Annotated in this window: 25 protein-coding genes and 1 pseudogene; 10 read left to right on the forward strand and 16 right to left on the reverse strand. The window is 64.5% G+C overall.

Annotation, left to right across the window (positions count from 1 at the left end; all coding sequences use genetic code 11):
- Window positions 1-209 precede the first annotated feature (209 nt).
- Both B3098_RS22345 and B3098_RS22350 read left to right on the forward strand, forming a co-directional pair.
- On the forward strand, window positions 210-404 hold the full coding sequence (locus tag B3098_RS22345) for a hypothetical protein (RefSeq protein WP_175124291.1): 195 nt from the start codon (window positions 210-212) through the stop codon (window positions 402-404).
- Between the two features lie 135 nt (window positions 405-539).
- On the forward strand, window positions 540-1,172 hold the full coding sequence (locus B3098_RS22350) for an FMN-binding negative transcriptional regulator (RefSeq protein WP_175124290.1): 633 nt from the start codon (window positions 540-542) through the stop codon (window positions 1,170-1,172).
- A gap of 4 nt (window positions 1,173-1,176) precedes the next feature.
- Here the strand turns inward: B3098_RS22350 and B3098_RS22355 are convergent, their stop codons facing one another.
- Window positions 1,177-2,532, reverse strand: coding sequence for an MFS transporter (locus B3098_RS22355; protein ID WP_286899003.1), 1,356 nt, complete (start codon window positions 2,530-2,532; stop codon window positions 1,177-1,179).
- 81 nt (window positions 2,533-2,613) lie between these two features.
- On the opposite strand from B3098_RS22355, the gene B3098_RS22360 reads away from it, so the two are divergent.
- From B3098_RS22360 to B3098_RS22370, 3 genes are all read left to right on the forward strand, one after another.
- Window positions 2,614-3,342 carry an ArsR/SmtB family transcription factor gene (locus B3098_RS22360; RefSeq protein WP_175185698.1) on the forward strand — a complete coding sequence of 243 codons (729 nt, stop codon included), beginning with the start codon at window positions 2,614-2,616 and terminating at the stop codon, window positions 3,340-3,342.
- 139 nt (window positions 3,343-3,481) lie between these two features.
- Window positions 3,482-4,138: an N-acetyltransferase gene (locus B3098_RS22365; RefSeq protein ID WP_286899004.1), complete on the forward strand. Its 657-nt coding sequence runs from the start codon at window positions 3,482-3,484 to the stop codon at window positions 4,136-4,138.
- Window positions 4,139-4,368: 230 nt separating this feature from the next.
- A complete protein-coding gene (locus B3098_RS22370; RefSeq protein WP_175124287.1) occupies window positions 4,369-4,644 on the forward strand; it encodes a hypothetical protein in 276 nt (91 codons plus the stop codon).
- A gap of 19 nt (window positions 4,645-4,663) precedes the next feature.
- Here the strand turns inward: B3098_RS22370 and B3098_RS22375 are convergent, their stop codons facing one another.
- The 3 genes from B3098_RS22375 to B3098_RS22385 all read right to left on the reverse strand — a co-directional run bounded on the left by B3098_RS22375 (window position 4,664) and on the right by B3098_RS22385 (window position 7,032).
- Window positions 4,664-5,428 carry a DUF1828 domain-containing protein gene (locus B3098_RS22375; RefSeq protein WP_175124286.1) on the reverse strand — a complete coding sequence of 255 codons (765 nt, stop codon included), beginning with the start codon at window positions 5,426-5,428 and terminating at the stop codon, window positions 4,664-4,666.
- Window positions 5,425-5,961 carry a hypothetical protein gene (locus tag B3098_RS22380; protein WP_286899006.1) on the reverse strand — a complete coding sequence of 179 codons (537 nt, stop codon included), beginning with the start codon at window positions 5,959-5,961 and terminating at the stop codon, window positions 5,425-5,427. The genes B3098_RS22375 and B3098_RS22380 overlap by 4 nt, the downstream gene beginning before the upstream one ends.
- A 219-nt stretch (window positions 5,962-6,180) precedes the next feature.
- Window positions 6,181-7,032 carry a KPN_02809 family neutral zinc metallopeptidase gene (locus tag B3098_RS22385; protein ID WP_286899008.1) on the reverse strand — a complete coding sequence of 284 codons (852 nt, stop codon included), beginning with the start codon at window positions 7,030-7,032 and terminating at the stop codon, window positions 6,181-6,183.
- 85 nt (window positions 7,033-7,117) lie between these two features.
- On the opposite strand from B3098_RS22385, the gene B3098_RS22390 reads away from it, so the two are divergent.
- The 4 genes from B3098_RS22390 to bamC all read left to right on the forward strand — a co-directional run bounded on the left by B3098_RS22390 (window position 7,118) and on the right by bamC (window position 10,596).
- The gene (locus B3098_RS22390; protein ID WP_191579206.1) at window positions 7,118-7,744 is read left to right on the forward strand and encodes an L-threonylcarbamoyladenylate synthase; all 627 of its coding nucleotides are present in this window, start codon (window positions 7,118-7,120) and stop codon (window positions 7,742-7,744) included.
- A 69-nt stretch (window positions 7,745-7,813) separates the two neighbouring features.
- Window positions 7,814-8,461: a site-2 protease family protein gene (locus tag B3098_RS22395; RefSeq protein ID WP_286899009.1), complete on the forward strand. Its 648-nt coding sequence runs from the start codon at window positions 7,814-7,816 to the stop codon at window positions 8,459-8,461.
- Between the two features lie 87 nt (window positions 8,462-8,548).
- Window positions 8,549-9,454, forward strand: coding sequence for a 4-hydroxy-tetrahydrodipicolinate synthase (gene dapA / locus B3098_RS22400; protein ID WP_175124281.1), 906 nt, complete (start codon window positions 8,549-8,551; stop codon window positions 9,452-9,454).
- A 17-nt stretch (window positions 9,455-9,471) separates the two neighbouring features.
- A complete protein-coding gene (bamC, locus tag B3098_RS22405; RefSeq protein WP_175124280.1) occupies window positions 9,472-10,596 on the forward strand; it encodes an outer membrane protein assembly factor BamC in 1,125 nt (374 codons plus the stop codon).
- Window positions 10,597-10,712: 116 nt separating this feature from the next.
- On the opposite strand, the gene B3098_RS22410 is transcribed toward bamC, so the two are convergent.
- The 3 genes from B3098_RS22410 to mutS form a co-directional block, all read right to left on the reverse strand.
- Window positions 10,713-10,931 carry an endopeptidase gene (locus B3098_RS22410; protein ID WP_218344466.1) on the reverse strand — a complete coding sequence of 73 codons (219 nt, stop codon included), beginning with the start codon at window positions 10,929-10,931 and terminating at the stop codon, window positions 10,713-10,715.
- 218 nt (window positions 10,932-11,149) lie between these two features.
- Window positions 11,150-12,343 carry a cupin domain-containing protein gene (locus B3098_RS22415; protein WP_286899012.1) on the reverse strand — a complete coding sequence of 398 codons (1,194 nt, stop codon included), beginning with the start codon at window positions 12,341-12,343 and terminating at the stop codon, window positions 11,150-11,152.
- Window positions 12,340-14,940, reverse strand: a complete 2,601-nt coding sequence (mutS, locus tag B3098_RS22420) for a DNA mismatch repair protein MutS (protein WP_286899013.1) — start codon at window positions 14,938-14,940, stop codon at window positions 12,340-12,342. Before mutS ends, B3098_RS22415 begins: the two co-directional genes overlap by 4 nt.
- Window positions 14,941-15,180: 240 nt before the next feature.
- Here mutS and B3098_RS22425 point away from each other — a divergent pair, with 240 nt between their 5' ends.
- Window positions 15,181-16,473, forward strand: a complete 1,293-nt coding sequence (locus B3098_RS22425) for a tyrosine-type recombinase/integrase (RefSeq protein WP_286899016.1) — start codon at window positions 15,181-15,183, stop codon at window positions 16,471-16,473.
- Here the strand turns inward: B3098_RS22425 and B3098_RS22430 are convergent.
- From B3098_RS22430 to B3098_RS22470, 9 genes and pseudogenes are all read right to left on the reverse strand, one after another.
- Entirely contained in the window at window positions 16,470-16,763 is a 294-nt protein-coding gene (locus B3098_RS22430; RefSeq protein WP_349677767.1) for a helix-turn-helix transcriptional regulator, read from the reverse strand. The genes B3098_RS22425 and B3098_RS22430 overlap by 4 nt on opposite strands.
- Window positions 16,733-16,960 carry a hypothetical protein gene (locus B3098_RS22435; protein WP_286899020.1) on the reverse strand — a complete coding sequence of 76 codons (228 nt, stop codon included), beginning with the start codon at window positions 16,958-16,960 and terminating at the stop codon, window positions 16,733-16,735. Before B3098_RS22435 ends, B3098_RS22430 begins: the two co-directional genes overlap by 31 nt.
- 188 nt (window positions 16,961-17,148) lie before the next feature.
- Window positions 17,149-17,313, reverse strand: a pseudogene (locus B3098_RS22440) (ClpX C4-type zinc finger protein); the annotation flags it as partial.
- A gap of 57 nt (window positions 17,314-17,370) precedes the next feature.
- A complete protein-coding gene (locus tag B3098_RS22445; RefSeq protein WP_286899023.1) occupies window positions 17,371-18,024 on the reverse strand; it encodes a hypothetical protein in 654 nt (217 codons plus the stop codon).
- Window positions 18,021-18,728 (reverse strand): phage antirepressor KilAC domain-containing protein, encoded by a 708-nt coding sequence (locus B3098_RS22450; RefSeq protein WP_286899025.1) that lies wholly within the window; start codon window positions 18,726-18,728, stop codon window positions 18,021-18,023. The genes B3098_RS22445 and B3098_RS22450 overlap by 4 nt, the downstream gene beginning before the upstream one ends.
- The gene (locus tag B3098_RS22455) at window positions 18,725-19,003 is read right to left on the reverse strand and encodes a hypothetical protein (protein WP_286899027.1); all 279 of its coding nucleotides are present in this window, start codon (window positions 19,001-19,003) and stop codon (window positions 18,725-18,727) included. The genes B3098_RS22450 and B3098_RS22455 overlap by 4 nt, the downstream gene beginning before the upstream one ends.
- Window positions 18,996-19,202, reverse strand: coding sequence for a hypothetical protein (locus B3098_RS22460; protein ID WP_286899030.1), 207 nt, complete (start codon window positions 19,200-19,202; stop codon window positions 18,996-18,998). The genes B3098_RS22455 and B3098_RS22460 overlap by 8 nt, the downstream gene beginning before the upstream one ends.
- A complete protein-coding gene (locus B3098_RS22465) occupies window positions 19,199-20,017 on the reverse strand; it encodes a hypothetical protein (protein ID WP_286899033.1) in 819 nt (272 codons plus the stop codon). Before B3098_RS22465 ends, B3098_RS22460 begins: the two co-directional genes overlap by 4 nt.
- Window positions 20,014-20,421, reverse strand: coding sequence for a hypothetical protein (locus B3098_RS22470; RefSeq protein ID WP_286899034.1), 408 nt, complete (start codon window positions 20,419-20,421; stop codon window positions 20,014-20,016). Before B3098_RS22470 ends, B3098_RS22465 begins: the two co-directional genes overlap by 4 nt.
- Window positions 20,422-20,646: the final 225 nt, after the last annotated feature.

Below are 20,646 nucleotides of genomic sequence, written 5' to 3' on the forward strand. Positions count from 1 at the left end.
CGGCGCCCGCGGCAGGCAGGCGCAAAACCGGCACGATCCTTGCTGGAAATTATCTGCCTGAACCGCGGCGCGGCGCGGCAATTTTTTCGCTCGCGCAATGCATCGCTGCGTCGCCGCCACATCATCCATCTGGCCATGCGAAAACGCTGTCTCGCTGGTGTTGGCCAGCGCTACGATTGGCGTGTGCACATAGAAGGGGGAGAGTATCTATGGACACCGCCAACGAATGGTATGCCGCCGTCAAGGAATGGCAGCGGGCACGTGACGAACTGACCGACGCAATCGCTGCAATCCAGTGGCCCAATCCCACGGCAGGGTGCCTGGAAAACTACGACCGCGCTTTCGCGCATGAAACGCAGGCTCGCGAGCGCATGAACGCGGCGTACGGTCGATCCCGGCAATAGCGGCCGGACGGGCACGGGCGGTGTTCCGGGTGTGCGCCGCGCATGGCTCCATGAAAGGCAGCTTGTGTGGCTCTTTCAGTGGTGCCACGCGCGCGGTATGTTGTCGTTTTCCTCCCTTCTGATCGCGCCGCTTCCATGTACCTGCCGTCCGCTTTTCGCGAAGATTCGCTGGAAATCCAGCACGAGTTCATCCGCGCCCACCCGCTAGGGGTTGTCTTCACCAGCGGAGAGGGCGGATTGATGGCGAATCACATCCCCTGTCTGCTGTATCCCGAAGGCGAGCACGGCGTCCTGCGCCTGCACGTGGCGCGCGCCAATCCGCAGTTGGCCGAGCTGGCCGCGGGACGCGAGTGTCTGGTGGCTTTTCATGGCGCGCAGGCTTACATCACGCCGTCCTGGTACGCGACCAAGGCGGAAACGCACAAGGTCGTGCCGACCTGGAACTTCGTGGCCGTGCACGTGTGGGGCACGCCGGTGATCCAGGACGATCCGGCCTGGCTGCGCGCGCAGCTTGAGGCGCTGACCGACAGCCAGGAAAAGGCGCGCGTCCAGCCGTGGCGGGTGGACGAGGCGCCCGCCGATTTCATTGCCGCGCAGATGCGCGCCATTATCGGCGTCGAGATTCCCATTGCCCGTATCGAAGGCAAGTGGAAGGTCAGCCAGAACCGCAATGCGGCGGATCGCGAGGGCGTCGCTGAAGGCCTGGTCAGCGAACGCGGCGACGCAGTCATGGCCGGCCTGGTGGCCCGGCGCGGCAAAGGCGCCTGAGGCATCAGGGCGCGCCGCGCTTGGCGTGCGCGCCCCGGCCGGCCGCAAAGCATGCGATGGCCGCGGCTTGCAGCAGGGCGGCCGCAGCCAGGAAGCCGGGAAGCGTCAATCCCGAAGGCTGCAGCCACGTGCGCAGCGCGCCGAATGCCGCGGGCGCAAAGGCATACGCGCCTTGCGACAGCGCGACGATCAGCGGCACCACGCGTGCCGCCTGCTCGCGGGAAAATTCCGTCTGCGCGATCAGCGGCGGCAGCGACGTGGCGTTGCCGATGCCCGACCCAAACAGTACGACGCCCGTCCACAGCGCCCACGCATGGTCGGCGGCCAGCATCAGCACCAGCGATCCCGCAATCTGCACGGCGTATGCCGCGCAGGCTATCTTGCGGCGGTCGGCCCCTGGCGGCATCAGCCAGCCGACGAGCGAGCGGCCGGCGATGGCGCTGGCCGTCGCCAGTCCCATCGCCAGGCCTGCCGTCTGCGCGCCCAATATCGGCGCCAGCAGTGACAGCAGGTGCGCGATCAAACCGATCTGGGCGAACAGCCCCAATGCCATGCCGGCGGCCAGCGTCACGAACGCCCGGTCTTGGCGCAGCTTGATCGCAAGTCTTGGCGTGGGCGTTGCGGCGCTTTCCTGCGCGGCGCGCGATGGGGCGGTGGCTGGGGGCGTGCCGCTAGACTGGATGCCGACTGACGATGAGCCGGCCGACGATGAGCCGCCCGACGGGACCCCGCCCGACGGAACGCCGCCCGACGGATCTCCGTCCGGCGCGTGGCCGATTTGCTGCGGTGTCACCTTGAACACCTTGTGCGACAGCGCGGCAATGACGGCGACCATCGCAAGGCCAACCCACAGTGCTGCCTGCGCGAAGCCGGCCTGCGCAATCAGGAACACCCACAGCGGCGAAAAGACGATGCCGCCCACGCTGGCGCCGTTGTACGCCATGCCCAGCGCGGCGGGACGCCGCCGCACGAACCAGGGGGCAATCAGCGCGTTGACGGCCGCCGCGCCCAGCGTGACCCAGCCCATTCCGCTGACCACTGCGGCGGCATAAAGCTGCCACGGCGCCTGCGCCACCGCCCATCCCGCCACGCCCAGCGCCAACAGCGCCGCGCCGCCTGCGGTCGTGCGGGCGACGCCGATGCGCCGGTACAGACGCGGCAGGTTGGCCACCACCACCGTGCCCGCCAGAAAATGCAGGGTGACCGCGCCCGACACCAGCCCGACGCTCCAGCCGTTGCGCTGGACGACGGCATGCAGGAAGACCGGCGGCCCGTAAAAGCCGACGCCCCACCCGAAGACGGCGAGTATGAAGGTGGCGTAGAGGACTTTCCAGCCGAAAAAGGAAGGGGAGGCAGGCATGGGATGGCAAGGTGGATGTTGGTTTCGTTGAGTCGAAGTATGCTTACGTCCTGCACACAACACTTTGGTCCATACCGAATCATGGATTCCGAGTTCGCCGACATCAACCTGTCCGCCGTAGCGGGCGCCATTGCCGATCCCGCGCGGGCGCGCATGCTATGCGTGCTGCTGGACGGCCGCGCGCGCACCGCCACGGAATTGGCCGCGGCCGCCGACATCGGCGCTTCCACGGCCAGCAGCCATTTCCAGCGTCTGCGCGATCAGGGGCTGGTCGAAATGGCCGTGCAGGGCAAGCATCGCTACTACCGGCTGGCGAGCGGTGACGTCGGCCACGCGCTGGAGGCGCTGTTGGTGGTGGCGGGCGCCGACCGCGCCCCGTTCAAGCCGACCACACCTTCCGCGCTGCGCGACAGCCGCACCTGCTATGACCACATGGCTGGCACGCTGGCGGTGCGGATTCACGATGCGATGCTGGCCCGGCACTGGTTGACGCCGGACGGCCGCGACTATCTGCTGACGCCGCTGGGCGAGGCGTCGCTCGCGCAGGTGGGCGTTGATGCCGCGCAAGCGCGCCAGCGCCGCCGCCGCTTTGCCTGCGCGTGCCTGGATTGGAGCGAGCGGCGCTCGCATCTGGGAGGCGCACTGGGCGCCGCGCTGCTCGATGCGCTCTTGGCGCGCGGCTGGATCAGCAAGGATCTGGACTCACGCGCGCTGCGCATCACGGCCAAGGGCGAACGCCAGTTTCCGGCCTTCTTCGGTCTTGCCGGCGACCAACCCGCCGCCCAACGGGACGCGCATGCAGCAGCCTGATCGCTTCCTCCGCGCCTCGCCCCATCCATACCGCCCCATACGGCGGTGCACCCGCACACAACCTTTCAAGCCGCGGATGCGGCTTTTTTTACGTCCCGTCCCTCGCGGACAGCTTCTCAACCCTGTACAGGAGGTGGCCTTGCCTACGCTGGCCCTGCACGCGTTCCGTCACATCATGTCGATCGTGACGGAATTGCGCATCGACGTTAACCATAGTCCCGAAGAAGTGGACAAGGAACTCGATGCCATCCACAACCGCATGAATCGTCCGATGGACCGCCTGCATGGATTGCCGGAGGTCAAGACCGATATCCCTGGCATCGTGCTTCGCTACCGCGAGGCCGACGGCGAGTATTACGTGTATGTGGTGGACGTGCGGCGCGGCCGGCTGGCGGGTTATACCGTGTTCAACCGCCTGATCGAAGTGGGGCGGCGCGCCGATCCCTACGTGCGCGCCCCGCATTCCAAGTACGCCGCCCCTTACCAGGGCATGGGACTGGCCACCGCGGTGTACCGCTGGGCGCTGGATGCGGGTTTGTGCATCCTGAGCGGCGCCCGCCAGTCGGTGGGTGCGCATCGTTTGTGGATGGGGCTGGCGCGCGATTATGTGCTGGGCTTCGTGGACCTGCGCAGCAAGCAGCTCACGTATCTGGGAAGTGAGGTCAGTCCGGCCGTGCGGGACGACCTGCATACCCGCATGATCCTGCTCGGTAAAGGCTGGCGGCTGGACGATTACATGCGCATGACAGGGATGAAAGTGTCCCAGGATGCACTTTCGCAACAGGGCCTAGGGTAAATCCCCGGAAACCGCTGTTGATGCTGCACCGCTAAAAGGCGGTGCAGCCCCGCAAGCCGCGTCTACGCTGACTCTTGGCAAAATGGCCATTTTGATTCCCAGCGGTCGAGAAACGGGGACGCGCTTGCGGCAGTGCAACAGTGTTTCCATTTTCTGCTTGGGTTACAAAACTTATCCGGATTGTCATCGAATCACGGAGTATGCTCGACGGCAGATAGAGGACTACCGAAGTGCATCAGAACAACTTGATCTACAAGGGATACCGCCTCACGGCCAAGGTTTCCCGGGGCAGCGGCGCTATCGAAGTTCCGGCGCAATCCAGCGGCCCTGTCTTCATCGCATCGGTGATGGTCGTGCAGGCAGGCGCCATCCTTGAAGGCGGCGACGAATACCCCGTACCGCAATTTGCCGGCGGCGGCTTTGTCTACAGCCCGCGCGAGGCCGTCCATGCGGCCATTCTGCATGGCCGCGAAATCGTGGACGGCCTGACCAATCTGCCGTCCTGACCCGCCTGCCTTTTGGCGGCTACGTCGAAAACACTTCGCGCCAGTCGCGCGTCTTGGCCAGCGTCTGCACGGTGGCGGACTGCTCCAGGATCGTCACGGCCTTCTTGAATTCCTCGGCCGACGCGCCGTCTTCCAGAATTACCATGCGCGAGTTGCGCGCATCGGCCATCTTCACGTCCGACATCTTGCCGTGAGTCTGATAGACCTGCGTCCAGTCCATCTTCTTGCCCGCCTTCAGGGCAATGGGCTCGATGTAGGTGAGGGCGGTGCTGCCCGCCGCACGCACCGCGTACGCGAAGTCCGCCGTGTGACCGCTGCTGCCCTTGGCGCGCGCACCTTTGACCATGCGGTTCACGCCCACGCCTTCGGCCAGCGCGCGTCCCACCTGGGCGCGGAAGCGCAGCTGGCTGAAACGCGGCATCCACTTCGCGCACTGAAACGACAGGGCCATCGCCAGCTTTACCGCGTCCCATAGCGCTTCCTGCAACTGTTCGTTCGGGCCCGATGCCACGATGGCGCCCGACCGGTCGAAGTGGGCGAGGGTGACGCCCGGCGTCTCGTTCAGGATGTCGATGCGCTTGGCCGCTACCTCGATGCCGAAGCTCGACGCGTGCATCGCGGTCTCACAGGCGTCGGTCAGGTAGAACGACGACTCGTCCGGATGCGCGATGAAAAAGGCGGCGTGCTGGCCGTCAAGGCCCAGCGTCATGGGAGACACGGCGCGGATGGCGTGTTCGCCCGCCGGCAGGACGGTCCAGCCGGAGGCTTCCAGAAAATTGCTCATAGGATCAGTTCGATTTGGCGGCCTTTGAGGGGATGCGCAAAGCCGCCGGCCAGCGTCAGATTCGCTCGCGGCAGGAAATACTGCATCAGCGCCGCGATGGTGTCCAGCGCAGGCACGACGGGCTCGGCATAACCTTCGCCTTCCCCGACCCAGATGTGCTCATGGCTGCGGTCGGCCAGCGGCTTGCGGTACTGCGGCCGGTCCGCGCCTACCAGGCTCGTGTGAAACGAATCGTCGGTGTCCACCCCGTACACCCGGTGCGGCCCCACGAACAGGCTGGCACAGAACGCTTCCGTCAGAAAGATGGTGGCCTGGCCATGCACGGCGGTGCGGGCGCCCCGGTACATGACGCGAAAGATCACGTCTTCGCGCACGTCGCCCTTGATCTTGCAAGGGCTGCTGAACTCCATCCACTGCGCAGTGCCCGCCGCCGGCTTCGGGACCCAGACGATGGGCTTCGCGGTTTCCTTGGGTTCGGCAAGAATCTCTTGCACCTCATCAACGGTGATTAGCGGTTCGAACTTGTTGGCCATGGAAACAGATAAAGGGTCTTGGAGGGCGCGTGGGCAAACCTGCGAGTGGCGTGCGCTGCGCCCGCCGCGCCGCGGAGATAAACACGCGCGCGCAGCATTGCGAGGGGGCGTAATCTTACAAGATGAAGACGGCAGGGGTTGGTTGGCTGTATGGATATACAGTCAAGCGGGCGGCCGGCCTGGAATGATGGCATGCCGACGCCCAGCGCGAATCTGCCGTCACAGCGACGTCGCACCAAACGTGTCGCACTGCTTGATGCTGCCGCTTTCCAGGCCGCGCTTGAACCAGCGCACGCGCTGCGCAGAACTGCCGTGCGTGAAGGCATCGGGCACCACGTAGCCCTGGCTCTGCTTCTGCAGCCGGTCGTCGCCGATGGCGGTGGCCGCTGCCAGCGCTTCTTCGACGTCGCCGCCTTCAAGAATGTTGCGCGCCGCATCGGCGCGCTGCGCCCACAGGCCGGCAAAGCAGTCCGCCTGCAGCTCCAGCCGCACCGACAGCGCATTGGCCTGCGACGGGTTGCGACGGCGCAGTTGGTCAACCTGGTCCGAAATGCCCAGCAGGTGCTGCACATGATGGCCGACTTCGTGCGCGATCACATACGCCTGCGCGAAATCGCCCGGCGCCTTGAACCGGTTCCGCAGCTCGTCGAAGAACGACAGGTCTATATAGACCTTGCCGTCGCCAGGGCAGTAGAAGGGCCCCATGGCAGATTGGCCGGTGCCGCAGGCGGTCGGCGTGGCGCCGCGAAAGAGCACCAGCTTGGGTTCGACGTACTGGCGGTTCAGTTCCTTCTGGAAGATAGCGTTCCACACGTCTTCGGTTTCGCCCAGCACTTTGGACACGAAGACGGCCTGCGGATCGTTGGCAGGCGGGGCCGTTGCGGGCGCCTGCTCCTGCACCGCCGGGCCCTCGGCCATGTCCAGGACCACGCGCGGATCCACACCGAAGTACATTGCGACAAGGGCAAGTACTATCGTGCCTATGCCGATGGTGCCGCGGCCCCCGATTCGCGGGCCGCCCGAACGGCGGTCTTCCACATTGTTGCTCTGGCGCGAATTTCCAAGGCGCATATTCGTTCTCCGGGGCGGATCGGCGATACCGCCATTTTGCATCGCCGCGCAATTGAGCGGCCTTCAAGGATGTTAGGATAAACCCATGGCTTTGTACTTCTCCGTCCACCCAGCAAATCCCCAGCCGCGGCTGCTCAAGCAAGCCGCGCAATGGCTTAATGACGGGGGCCTGGTGGCTGTGCCCACCGACTCCAGTTATGCCGTCGTCGCCCGCCTGGACGACAAAAGCGCCGCCGACGGACTGCGCCGCCTGCGCGGACTCGACGAACGGCATCACCTCACGCTCCTGTGCCGCGACCTGGCCGAGATCGGCCACTTCGCCCGCGTCGACAACAAGCAGTACCGCCTGCTGAAAGCCGCGACGCCCGGCCCCTGGACCTTCATCCTCGAGGCCACCAAGGAAGTCCCGCGGCGCGTATCGCACCCTTCGCGCAAGACCATCGGCATCCGCGTGCCGGATCACGCCGTCCTCCTGGGCTTGCTGGAGCAGGCGGGCTCGCCCCTCCTGTCCACGACGCTCATTCCCAAGGATGAAACCGAGGCGCTGAACGACGCCGAAGATATCCGCGAGCGTTACGACCACGATCTGGCTGCCATCATCGATGCGGGCGCCTGCCCGCAGGCGCCCACCACGGTGATCGACCTCACGGGCGACGAGCCGGTTGTCGTGCGCCTGGGCCGCGGCGATCCCGCCACGCTCGGACTTGTCTGATTTCACCCCTCGCCTCGATGCACGAGACGTGCCGCGCGCGGGCGTGGCTCATCTACAATCCGGTTCGCCATGAATGACATCATCCAAACCATTGCGGTCTACGCGATACCGGTTATCTTCGCCATCACCCTGCACGAAGCCGCGCACGGCTACGTGGCGCGCATGTTGGGCGATCCGACCGCCTACCAGGCCGGACGGGTCAGCCTGAATCCGGTGCGGCACATCGACCCCGTCGGCACGCTGCTCGTGCCGGTTGCCATCCTGCTGGCCTCCAAACTCATTGGCGGCTCCATGCTGCTCTTCGGCTGGGCCAAGCCGGTTCCCGTCGACTTCGGCCGCCTGCGCCGTCCCAAAAAGGACATGGCCTGGGTGGCGCTGGCCGGCCCGGCTGCCAATATGTTCATGGCCATCCTGTGGGCGCTGTCGCTGCGCCTGTTCATGGAAAGCGGCTTGCACGAAAGCTTCTGGTTCGAAATGGCTGTGGCGGGCGTCAACGTCAACCTCGTGCTGATGGCGCTGAACTTGCTGCCCATCCTGCCGCTGGACGGCGGACGCATCCTGTTCAGCCTGCTGCCCAATCGTCTGGCCTGGCAATACTCGAAAATCGAGCCGTATGGCTTGATCATCGTCATTGTGCTTTTGGTCACCGATGTGCTCTGGTTATTGATGCAACCGGTGCTCGGGCTGGGAACGACAATCGTTCAGTGGTTTCTGTAAGATTCCTCCCAATATCCGTTAAACTCAGCGGTTTCACTGAATCAGGCCCTGGGGCAATCCCGCCGCGGGGTTTTGGAGCCCGAATCTATGGCATCCCCTGCTACCGCCGCAGGCGTTAATTTCCAGGGCAGCATGGTGGCCCTGGTCACCCCAATGCAACCCGACGGCAGCCTGGACTACGCTGCCTACCGGTCGTTGATCGACTGGCACGTCCAGGAAGGCACCGACGCGCTGGTGGTGGTGGGCACCACCGGGGAGTCGCCCACGGTCTCCATGGAAGAACACGCGGAACTGATCCGCGTTGCCGTCGAACACGCCGCCGGCCGCATTCCGGTCATTGCTGGCGTGGGCGCCAACTCCACCGACGAAGCCATCCACCTGACGCGCCACGCCAAGGCGGTCGGCGCTCACGCGGGCTTGTCGGTCGTGCCTTACTACAACAAGCCGTCGCAAGAAGGCCTGTACCGCCACTTCCGCACCATCGCGGAAGCCGTCGACCTGCCCACCATCCTGTACAACGTGCCGGGCCGTACCGTTGCCGACATGAGCAACGACACGATCCTGCGTCTGGCGCAGGTGCCGGGCATCATCGGCATCAAGGACGCCACTGGCGACATCGCCCGCGGCGGCCTGCTCCTCCGCGAGGCGCCTGCCAGTTTCCAGGTCTTCAGCGGCGACGATCCCACCGCGGCCGCCCTGATCCTGCTGGGGGCGCGCGGCAACATTTCCGTCACGGCCAACGTGGCGCCCAAGCTCATGCGCGACCTCTGTGCCGCCGCCCTGGCGGGCGACGTGCCGAAGGTCCGTGAACTTAACGCGTTCCTGGCGCGTCTGAACAAGGCTTTGTTCGTTGAAGCCAACCCCATCCCCGTCAAGTGGGCGTTGGCCGAAATGGGCCGCAGCGCGCTTGGCTACCGACTGCCACTGGTCGAACTGAGCGCGCCGCATCACGCAACGGTGCGCAACGCGCTCCAGGAAACGGGACTGCTCTAAATATCGTGAGGAAACGTATGAACAAGCGTCATGCCGGTTTGTCGGCATTGATGTCTCTGGTGTTGCTGGCCGGGTGCTCCGAGGTCAACCAATTCCTGGGCAATGAAGAATCGGTCGACTACAAGAGCGCAGTGAACCAACGCGGAGAGCCCCTGAGCATTCCGCCCGACCTGACGCAAGCCAACAGCGACCCCCGCTACCGCGCGCCGGCATCCGGCTCCACCACCTTCTCTGAGTTCCAGCAGCAAGGCGTGGCCCAGGCCAGCGCCCCGAAGACCAGCAACGTGCTTCCCAGCCGCTCCGACATGCGTGTCGAGCGCGACGGCGACCTGCGCTGGCTCGTGGTGGACCGTCCGCCCGAGCAGGTTTTCCCCCGCCTGATCGACTTCTGGACCGAAAGCGGCTTTACCGTCGCCACCAACAACCCCGGCGCCGGCCTGATCGAAACGGACTGGGCCGAGAACCGCGCCAAGATCCCGGAAAGCTGGCTGCGCCAAGCCCTGGGCGCCGTGCTGGAAACAGCCTGGGATAGCGGCGAGCGCGAGAAATTCCGCACCCGCGTCGAACGCGTCAACGGCCACACCGAAATCTACGTCAGCCACCGCCAGATGCTTGAAAAGCGCGTCGGCTCCGACGGCGCTCAGGTGCAGTGGCAGAACGGCAAGGAAGACCCGGGCCTGAACGCCGCCATGCTGGCGCGCATGATGGTCTACCTGGGCACCGACGTCGACAACGCCCGCAGGCTGGTCCAGCAGGCCGAAGCGTCGCCGCAGCGTCCGGCCGTGCAGCAGGACGTCCGCGCACAGGGCGCGTCGCTCATCGTCAGCGAATCCTTCGACCGCGCCTGGCGCCGTGTCGGCGTGGCGCTCGATGGCGGCGGCTTCGCCGTCGAAGACCGCGATCGTTCGGCTGGCGACTACTTCGTTCGCTATGTCGACACGGACACGGGCGAAAAGATGGAACAGCCCGGCTTCTTCAGCCGCATGTTCTCCGGCGACAAGAAGGCGCAGGCGCCCCAGTACCGCATCCACCTGGTGGGCAACGGCGAACAGACCACCGTCTCGGTGCTGGACGCCAACGGTTCGCCTGACAACAGCCCGACGGCGCAGCGCCTGCTGAGCGTCCTGAAGGACAAGATGTAATTGAAACCACCTTGCCGCGCACGCTCAGCGTGCCGCGGCAAGGCACAAAAAAACCCTGGCATGACATGCCAGGGTTTTTTTTGCGTCTTTCAGTGCGGGGGTTCGTGCCTGAAGATTTACGACGCGGGGGTGGTCGAGCCGCCCGGGGTGGTGGAACCGGTGCCGGGGGTCGTGCCAGGGGTCGGCGCAGGCGATGCCGGCGGCGTGCCACCAGGAGCGGGCGTGGTCGCGCCGGGAGTGGGGTTGGCCGCCGGTGCCGGGGCATCTTCCTTCTTGTTGCAAGCGCTGAGCGCAACGGCCAGCACCGAGGCAATAATCAAGGTTTTGCTCATCATTATTTGAACTCCTGTAGATGACGACTCTTGAAACCCCGTTAGGGGAAACCAGAATTCAGGCTACAGGAAGGTTCATGCCGATCGCGTGTGAAAGTTAAAGCGGTGGCATCCCAAAAGCAACAAACCTTTCAGCTTGGTGTTATGTCTTTCTTGATGTGACCCGGCTTACAGACCTGATTTCTTTCTGTGCGACACGGATACTTTCAGGTTTCCAGATACTACTCGGGGCGGTAATGAATCCAACCCGAGTCCAGCCAATCCGCCAAGCAGGAACGCGCATCCTCTGAAAGACGGGCGCAAGCGGGATGCGCACAATCCAGGCTACGCGCATCGGCCAAGAGGCGCAACGCCACATCGGCGCGCGTCATGGCTGTTTCCCCGTTAATGAAAAGCTGCTTGCCGCGATACAGCATGCGGCTGCGGCGATCCAACACCAGGCGGCCGGACGCGGGCCAATCTTCTTCCAGATCGACATCCAACCCCTCGGGCGCATCGAACACGCTGAGGTTGCTGGGCTCGGTCAGCCAGCAGCCCAGAAAGCGCGATGCCAGGGCATCGTCAAAACGCAGCTTTTCGACCGTTTCCAGCGTGGCGGCCACCAGTCCGTCCGGCAGCGCCGCGGGCGTGTCCACCGCCGGCTGGCCCGGGTCACGGTAGACCGCCGACAGCTTGGGGCCGGGCAGGGCAGGCTCGCCATAGGGACCGCCCAGAAGGCCCACGCGGGCCATCACCTGGTCCGCAGCGGCTTCCAGGAGGCCGCGCGCCAGTGTCGCCTGTGTCGGCGCCCGGAAACCGATGGAGATCGTCATGCAGCCGTCGCCCATGGCTATGCCGTCATGCGCGGCCTGCGGTGGCAGGTACAGCATGTCGCCCGGCGCCAGCACTGCCTTTTCCTCGGGCTGGAAATTGTTCAGGATCTTGAGCGGCAGACCCGGCTCCAGCGACAGGTCCTTCTGGCGGCCGTAGCTCCATTCGCGCTCGCCTGCGGCCTGCAGCAGGAACACGTCGTAGCTGTCGAAATGCGGACCAACGCCGCCGCCGTGGCTGGCGACGCTGATCATCACATCGTCCAGACGCGCGTCCGGAATGAAGCGGAACAAGGCCATCAGTTCGGCCGCAGCATCGCTATGCAGGTCCACGCTCTGCACCAGCAGCGTCCAATCACCCTCGTCGTCCTTGGGCAGGCGCGCGAAGGGGCCGTTTTCCATCTGCCATTCACCGTTCTCGCGCCAGATCAGACGCGATTCCACGTCGTCGCGGCGCGCGAGCTTCTTGATGGCCGCGATGGTGACGGGCGGCTTGAAAGCCGGAATGGCCTGGCGGATCAGCAGCGGCTTCTTTTGCCAGTAACGGCGCATGAAGTCGTTGGGGCTTTGATTGCCCAGGAGCGGCAGGGGGTGGTCGAGGTTCATTGGAGGTGCTTCTTCAAGCGGTAAAGGGCATCCAGCGCTTCGCGCGGGGTGAGGCTGTCGGGGTCAATGGCGGAAAGCTCCTCGCGCAGCGAGTCCAGCGCTTCGATGGCGTCCGAACGTTCGGCTTCGGCGTGCGCCTGCGCGTCGGCTTCGGCGGCGGCCGAGAACAGGCCCAGCTGCGGCGTCGGGGCGCCTTGCGCTTCCAGGCGTTCAAGTTCGCGTGTCGCCTGGCGGATGACCGCGGCGGGCACGCCCGCGCGCTGCGCCACCTGAATCCCATAGCTGCGGCTGGCCGGACCTTCGCGCACTTCGTGCAGGAAGACGATGCCGCTTGCCGATTCCGCGGCGGCCAGGTGCACGTTGGCGGCCGTGGCCTGCTCGGCGGGCAGACGCGTCAATTCAAAGTAGTGCGTGGCAAACAGCGTCAGCGCGCGGTTGTGCGACAAGAGGCGGCAGGCGATAGCCCACGCAAGCGCCAGGCCGTCATAGGTAGACGTGCCGCGCCCGATCTCGTCCATCAGCACCAGACTGTTGGGCGTGCTGGCCGACAGGATGGCCGCGGCCTCCGTCATCTCCATCATGAAGGTCGAGCGTCCGCCCGCCAGATCGTCGGCCGCGCCGATGCGCGTGAAGATGCGATCGATCTTGCCGATCCGGGCGCGCGACGCAGGCACGAAGCTGCCGATGCGCGCCAGCAGCACAATCAGCGCCACCTGCCGCATGTACGTCGACTTACCGCCCATGTTCGGGCCGGTGATCAACAGCATGCGCCGCGCCGGATCCAGCCGGCAGCCGTTCGGCGTAAAGCGTTCGATGGCGCGCTCCACCACCGGGTGGCGGCCGGCGTCGATGTCGATGTCGGCCTGCTCGGACAGTTCGGGCGCGACCCAGTCATGGCGCTGCGCGTGCTCGGCCAGGGCGGCCAGCGTGTCCAGTTCGGCCAGCGCGGCGGCGCAGTCCGACAACGGGCGCACGTGTTCGGCCAACACGTCGAGCAATTGCTCGAACAGCCATTTTTCGCGGGCCAGCGAGCGGTCCTGCGCGGACAGCACCTTGTCTTCCCAGGTCTTGAGTTCGGGCGTGATATAGCGTTCGGCGTTCTTGAGCGTCTGGCGGCGGCGGTAGTCTTCCGGCACCTTGGCCGTCTGGCCCTTGGTGACTTCGATATAGAAGCCATGCACGCGGTTGAACTCCACGCGCAGATTGCTGATGCCGGTGCGCTCGCGCTCGCGGGCTTCGAGCTGGACCAGGAAGTCCCCGCCATCGGCGGCCAGTCCACGCAATTCGTCCAGTTCCGCATCAAAGCCGGCTGCCAGCACGCCGCCATCGCGGATCGCCACGGCCGGCTCGGGGGCAATCGCCCGCACCAGCAGCGCGGCCAGCGCGGGATCCACCGACAGGTGGGAGATCAGTTCGCCGATGCGCGGCGAGGCCGACATGGGCTCGACCAGATCGGCCAGCGCCGGCAGGGCCTGCAGCGCATCGCGCAGGCTGGCCAGTTCGCGCGGGCGCACGGACCGCAGCGCCAGTCGCGCCGCGATGCGCTCGATATCGGGAAAGGCATTCAAGGAGGCGCGCAGGGCTTCCAGCAGTCCCGCCGAACCGAACGTCTGCTCGACGTCCATACGGCCGGCCAGCAGCGCAGAAATGGCCTGCTGCCGCGCCAGCGCCTGCTCATTCTCGCGCAAGGGGTGATGCAGCCAGCGGCGCAGGAGACGGCTGCCCATCGGCGTGCGGCAACCGTCCAGCAGCGAGAACAGCGTGGGCGAGTCTTCGCCCGACAGCGTCTGCGTCAGTTCCAGATTGCGGCGCGTGACCGGGTCCAGCAACACGAACTGCCCGGGCCGCTCGGCGGACAGGCTCTGCACGTGCGCCAGCGCCTGCGACTGCGTGCGCGCGGCATAACGCAGCAGGGCGCCCGCTGCGCAAATGCCGGCCGGCATATCCTCAATGTCAAAGCCCGCCAAGGTGTCCGTTTTGAAATGCGCGAGCAGATGCGCACGGGCGCCGTCGCTTTCGAAGTGCCAGTCCGGCACGCGGGAACGCGCGCCCTCGAACGGAAAATCGAACTCCGCGCTGTCCGCGCAAACGATCTCCGCCGGCGCGATGCGGTGCAGTTCGGATTCCAGTTGAGCCGGCGCGCATTCGGTCACCCGGAACTCGCCACTGGCCAGATTCAGCCAGGCCAGCCCGGCACGCGGCGCGCGCGCGCTGCCACTGACGAAAATGGCCGCCAGCGCGCGGTCCGCCTTGGCGGGCAGCAGGGCGTCATCGGTCAACGTGCCGGGGGTCACGATGCGCACGATACGGCGCTCGACCGGGCCCTTTGAGGCGGCGGGATCGCCGATCTGTTCGCAGATGGCGATGGACTCGCCCATGGCGACGAGCCGCGCCAGGTATTGCTCCATGGCATGCACAGGCAGTCCGGCCATGGGAATGGGCACGCCATTGGACGAGCCCCGCTTGGTCAACGTGAGGTTAAGCAACCGCGCGCCGCGCTCGGCGTCTTCGTAGAACATTTCATAGAAGTCGCCCATGCGATAGAACAGCAGCAACGGCCCGGCCTCGGCTTTGAGGCGCAGGTACTGTTGCATCATGGGGGTGTGGCCGATAATCGATTCCTCGATTTCACCGGGCGATTTCGTGTTTTTGCCTTGTGCAGCTTGCATTTACAGAGGGATGAGCCTTGATTATTGAAGGGCGAACGGCCCAGCGACACCCATCTAAACCCGTCATCACTTGCCGATTTGGCGTAACTTTTTGCTGTGTGATTTTGAAAAGTTACGCCGCTTCGTTTAGCATCCTCTGGAAAACTTACGCCAGAGGGCAACATAGCTATGCAATTCGATGCGCGCGCCGCCAAGCTTCTTGAGCCAGGGCAACACCTTACCATTGATGGATGCCCCGGCTTACGCTTGGTAGCAACGGCCACCACCAGGACTTGGTTGTACCGATTTAAGAGTCCGATCGATGGCAAGATGCGGCGGCACAAGATCGGGCGCTGGCCGGAGGTTTCGTTCGCGGCCGCTATGGGTGCCTGGGACGGGCTGCGGCAGGAACGCGCATCAGGCGTGGACGTGGCAAAGCGGGCGAAAGACGCACGCGCCGCTGCGGTCGAGGCGCTGGCCGCGGCGCAAGCAAAGGCGGACGGCGCCAACGTGTCGGTAATGGATGTCTGCGCCGCGTACTTGACTGGTCATGTGGAGCGGAATCGGGCGCCCAAAGGACAAGCTGAGATTAAGCGCACATTTGCGACCATGCTGGGCGCTTTGGCGGACGCGCCGGCGGCCTCGGTGACCAGGGCGCAAGCTTTCGAACTGATCGATTCGTACGCCGATACTCCCGTCCAAGCTCAAATCCTGCGGCGCGAGCTGGGCGCGGCCTGGGAGTATTGCCACGATGCGGGCAAGCTTCCGGAGACGGTGCCGAACTGGTGGCGAGTGATTTTGCGGGGAAAACTGAAGTCCAAGGGAAAAGCGATCAATGGCGTTAAGTCCGGCGTCGTGAAGCGCGTACTGTCGCCTACTGAAGCTGGGGAGCTTATCCGTTGGCTGCCGAACTTCTCGCGGGACATAACCGACATTCTGACGCTCTACCTTTGGACTGCAGCGCGCGGCGCCGAAATCACCGTGATGGAAGCGGGCGAGATAACTGAAGAGTCAGACGGCCTGTGGTGGACGGTGCCGAAGGCGAAGACCAAGAACGTCAGACGGGAGGAGGCAACTGATTTTCGGGTGCCCTTGGTAGGACGGGCAGAGGAGATCGTCAGGCGCAGGTTGGAGGCGTATCCCGATGGCTACCTATTTCCGTCCTATGGCGCGTCGGGGCACTGGGAGCAGAAGTCGGTACAAACTCGCGTTTATTACCACCAGCCTTACAGTGAGACGACGCCACATCGAAAGCGCATCAGGCTGACCGTCACGCATTGGGCGCCGCACGATCTACGCCGTACGGCTCGCACGTTCCTAGCCTCGTTGAAGTGCCCCCGAGATGTGGCCGAGGTGATTCTCGGCCACATGCTCGAAGGCGTGGAGGGCGACTACAACCGCTATTCCTACGACAAGGAGCGTCGAATCTGGTTGCGCCGCCTGTCGGACTACTTGGAAAAGCTGGCGAAGCGCAGCCGTTAGCTTCCCGCCGGCGCTGGGCCCCCTGGCCTGGGCTTTCTTGCGCCCGTATTGCGGGGCGGAAGCATCGTAGACCTGGGCCGAGCACGTGCCCATTCTAAGATTTCGGCGTACAGGTATCCGACGCGTCGCCCGGATAGCTCTCGCGGGGGCGGGAACTCGTCGCGCGCCACCATCGCCTGGATTGTGGATTCGGCAAGGGTGGTGATCGCCGAAGCCGTCGCCAGGTCTACGTAAACGGGTTCGATACGGACATCGGCGCTCATTTCCGACCCCCCGCATTCACTGCCCATTCGCCCCTGGTCTCGACGGTCACCGCCCGCGAGCACCCCTTGCCGCAGTACTCGACGTGCGACGCCGTTACGTCGGTGGCTTTGCTGGTGAAGTAGACCCGGCGGCCGGCATCGTTGAACCGGAAGACTGTCACGCCTTTGTGCGTGAACAGTTCGGCAACCTGGATCTCCTGGTTGTCCGTACTCGACACAGACACAGGCGTCTTCGAGCAGCCCGTCAGCGCGAACGAGGTCAGGATCAGTGCTGCGTACCGCCGCCAGGTGCGATCGACGCGCCAAGCGCTCGGGCGGCCTTGAGAATGCGGCGCTGGATTTCTGCAACCTCCTCCTGCTGCTCCACGATGTAGGCCGCCAGCGCGCCCTTGCTCTCCGCGTTCAGGTAGTCCTCTTCCACGATGATCTCGTTGCAGATCTCGATGCACTCGTCGCAGATGTAGGACTTCGGCCCCGCGATCAGCTTGCGGATCTCGTGCTGTGACTTGTTGCAGAAGGAGCAATACAGAACGTCCGGATCCTTCTTTCGCCGGCGGGGTTTCTTCGGTTCGTCCATCGGTTGGGAGCGGCCAGCGGAATAGCTGGGCGAGGGCGTTGTGAGAAAGGCGGGAAGTTAGCATGTCTCGCCCTCCTGCGTGTGCCCGGCCAGGGCAACCCGCCATGCCTCGTTCCACAGGTTGTTGAATGTGGACTTAAGGTCATCCGGGTATTGCGCAAGGTCGAAACGGATACTTCCCTCATCCTGACCGTTCCACCACGAAACGAATGCTTCCTGTGCATCGCCTACGGGAACGCATTCCTGGCGGACGTTCAGGGCCTCAAGGGCACGGACGAAAGCGGCGACACATTCCGGGCAATGCTCCGAGCCTGTGCCGACAGTGTTTCCGCATCCCTTGTTGTACTCGGCCAAGATTGCGCCCAGGCTCATGGGGCGGTGTGGCGCGCGCCCGGCAGGAGCACCAGGGTCAAACCCAATATTGACGCGGGTTTCAGCCGTTGCGCGCGGTCCTTCAGCACCAGGTCCGCGCCCGGGGGCGGGGAGCAACTTTTCCAGGGCGTTCACCGCATCTCGGACATAGACCGGTACGGCCTCGGCCCGGCGATATCCCTCGACCAAGCGTGCCTTAGCGTCGGGATCGATTCCGCACTCGCCCAGCTTCTCCGCAATGGAGATCATGGTCCGTTGCTGCTCCGCCGGCGGCTGTTCGATCTCGCATCGGATCCATCCGAGCAGCCTGCGCAGGTGGTTCATGTCTGACTGTTTCATGCTGCCTCCCGATCTTCATCTTCACGTAAGCAATGCACGGCCCACAGGGCTGCGATCCACTCGATGCCCTTAGGCGTGAACTTGGGCTGGGTGTAGGCGTGGTCCGATTCGGACACGCCCGTCTTGACCACGAAGCGGCCTGCGTCGATATGGTTCTGGTACGGGGTCCATTCCCCGCCCAGGCGGTACATGATGTTCTTGGCCTCCAGGAACTCGCGGAATCGCGCCTCGTTCGCCTTGAGCAGCTTTGCGACCTGGCGGAAGCCTTTATTGCCGGTGGCATCCACATAGCGGTCCACAAACTCGACCTTGGGGGCGGCATCGGCGATCTGAGCCTGCTGGCGTTCGATGGTGGCTGCCTGTTCGGCGGCGAGCATCAGGGCGCCGGAAAGCGTTGTCGGGATGGCAAAGCCTGGCGCCGCCTGCGCTTCCAGCTCTTGCCAACGATCGATCACGCGGGCGCGATGCTCATCGCTGTAGCCGGCCACGACAAGATGCGTATCCCGCTCGACCAGGTCATACACGTCAATCGGCCGGCCGCGCGTGGCCTCGCGCCGGGTTTTACGACTTGATCGTAAAAGTCCCTTGTCGAACAGGCGCTCGATCGTGGACACGACATCGTTGTGCCGGGCCTCCACCAGATCAGCAATTTCCCGACTGCTCATAGTGGCGGCTGTGCTTGCGGGGATGACAAGAGCTTTCATTGATGAGCCTCCGCGGCGGGCGCGCGCCCCGCAGTGTTCAATAGGCTGCGCGCCGCGACGGCGCTGGCCTTCAGATGGGGATCGGACGAGGCCTCGAGAATGCTGGTGGTGATCTCGAGCGCGCTGGCCAGAGTTGCGCAGCGTTCGCGCATCGCCGCTGCCTCAGCCTTGCACTCGGACAGTTCAGCCGTGGCCTTGTCGTACAGGCGGGTGTACAGCGCGCGACCGCGCACCGCAGCCGCCAGTTGTTCGGTTGGGTTGCGGGGCTTAGACATGACGCACCTCCGTCACGACGGACAGATGATTGGCCAGCTCGCGGGCCTTGGCGCTACCGATTTGCGCAAGGGCATGGAGCGCCACGCCTTCGGCCTTGTCGAGCGGCATGAGCTCGTCCAGCGCATCGAGGAGTGCCTTGATCTCCCAAGCCGCGCCGGCGAGGTCCTGGGGGGCGGGGATGTTGTTGCGCGGGCTCATGCCACCTCCAATACCGTAACGTGCGTCAGATCGAGCGGCGCACGACTTTGCACGCGGTTCACCAGCCGTTCCGGCAGATGGTGATGGGGGCTTTGCATGGCTCGCTCTTCGAATCGCAGCGCCCGCTCCTTCACGCCTGGCGCGATGTCAGGCCCGATCCAAAGATGTGCGTCTTCTCGCGCCAGCATTCGAAGGGGCACGCCGTGATACGGGCCGGGTTTGACGTGCGGGAACGGCCGTTTTGCATAGTTCTTTCGGCCGCCCGTTACTCCATCGAGGAACTCCAGTTCAGCCGCGATAGCTTCTTGGAACCGCCTTCCGCTTGCGGTCAACGGCATCGGCCTGTCGCACACCTGCGCCCAGGCCCAGCGATCCGCCAGGACCTCATTCGCGCACCAAATGCGGTGCAGAATGTCCTTGGCGCTTTCCGCGTCGTTGGCCGCTTCGCTGAGCTGGAAGGAGAGGGAGCAATAGTTATCCGCGCCATGACCGATCTCGTGATACAGCCAGAAGCGGTACATCTCCGAATCGGTCAGTTGAGACAGGTCGCATTCGTAGCGGTCCTTTGCCTCACGACGAACTCGGCCAGCATCAATGTGGGTGCAAAGAAGGAGTGACGGAGCTTCGACGAGCGAGCCCGTAACCTCTTCGCACGTTGCATCGATGACGCTGGCGTCGAGGCCGGAGCGGAGACCGATGATTTGTGCAGGCTGTTCGAACAGTCGCAGGACCATGCCGCAGGCTTTCACTTCCTCAGCGAATTGACGGTATTCGGCGGGAGTAATGCGGAGGATTGCATCGGTGCGCGAACTCATGCTGCGTCCTCCTCGGGGTTGTTGGCCTGCGCCCAGCGATCCTGTTCTTCTGGTGACTTGAGTGCCAACGCCACGTCTTCACGAAGGTTCTGGCGGCCGGGGGCCGGCGCGCCGATGACTGCGAAGCTGACCAGCAATGCGCCGACCGCATCCAGAAAATCTGAGCGAGCGGGGAGGGGCAGCGCTTCAAATGCTTGGCGTAGGCCCGAGGGGAAGAGATAGCCTCGGGCTGCATCGGCTGCAGCGCAGAACGCCACGTGCCATTGCTCGGCAGCTCGAAAGCCATCAGCGCGGAAGGGAAATGCGAGCGTTGACGAAGTATTGACGGTCAACGAAGATTTTGTTACTGTGCGAGGATGAAAGATCCCCTCCGCGCCATGCGGGCGGATATTTTTCTTGGACATGTTGGCCTCCTCAGGCTGTCCAGGTACGAGGGCCGCAGCGCTAACTGCGGTACTTCTTGAAGCCCCGGCCTGCGCTAACAGGTGCGGGGCTTTCCTTTTCTGGCGGTGTATTTCCACCATGCAGCCATTGAATCATGATTCAAGTTGCAGGTCAATCATAATTCAATCGTTTGGTTGATGGCGCATTAAAAATCCACTGGGCGGTGGCACGGATCTTAGTGGGTC

The sequence above is a fragment of the Achromobacter sp. UBA2119 genome (assembly GCF_002331005.1).
GTDB lineage: Bacteria > Pseudomonadota > Gammaproteobacteria > Burkholderiales > Burkholderiaceae_B > Achromobacter > Achromobacter animicus.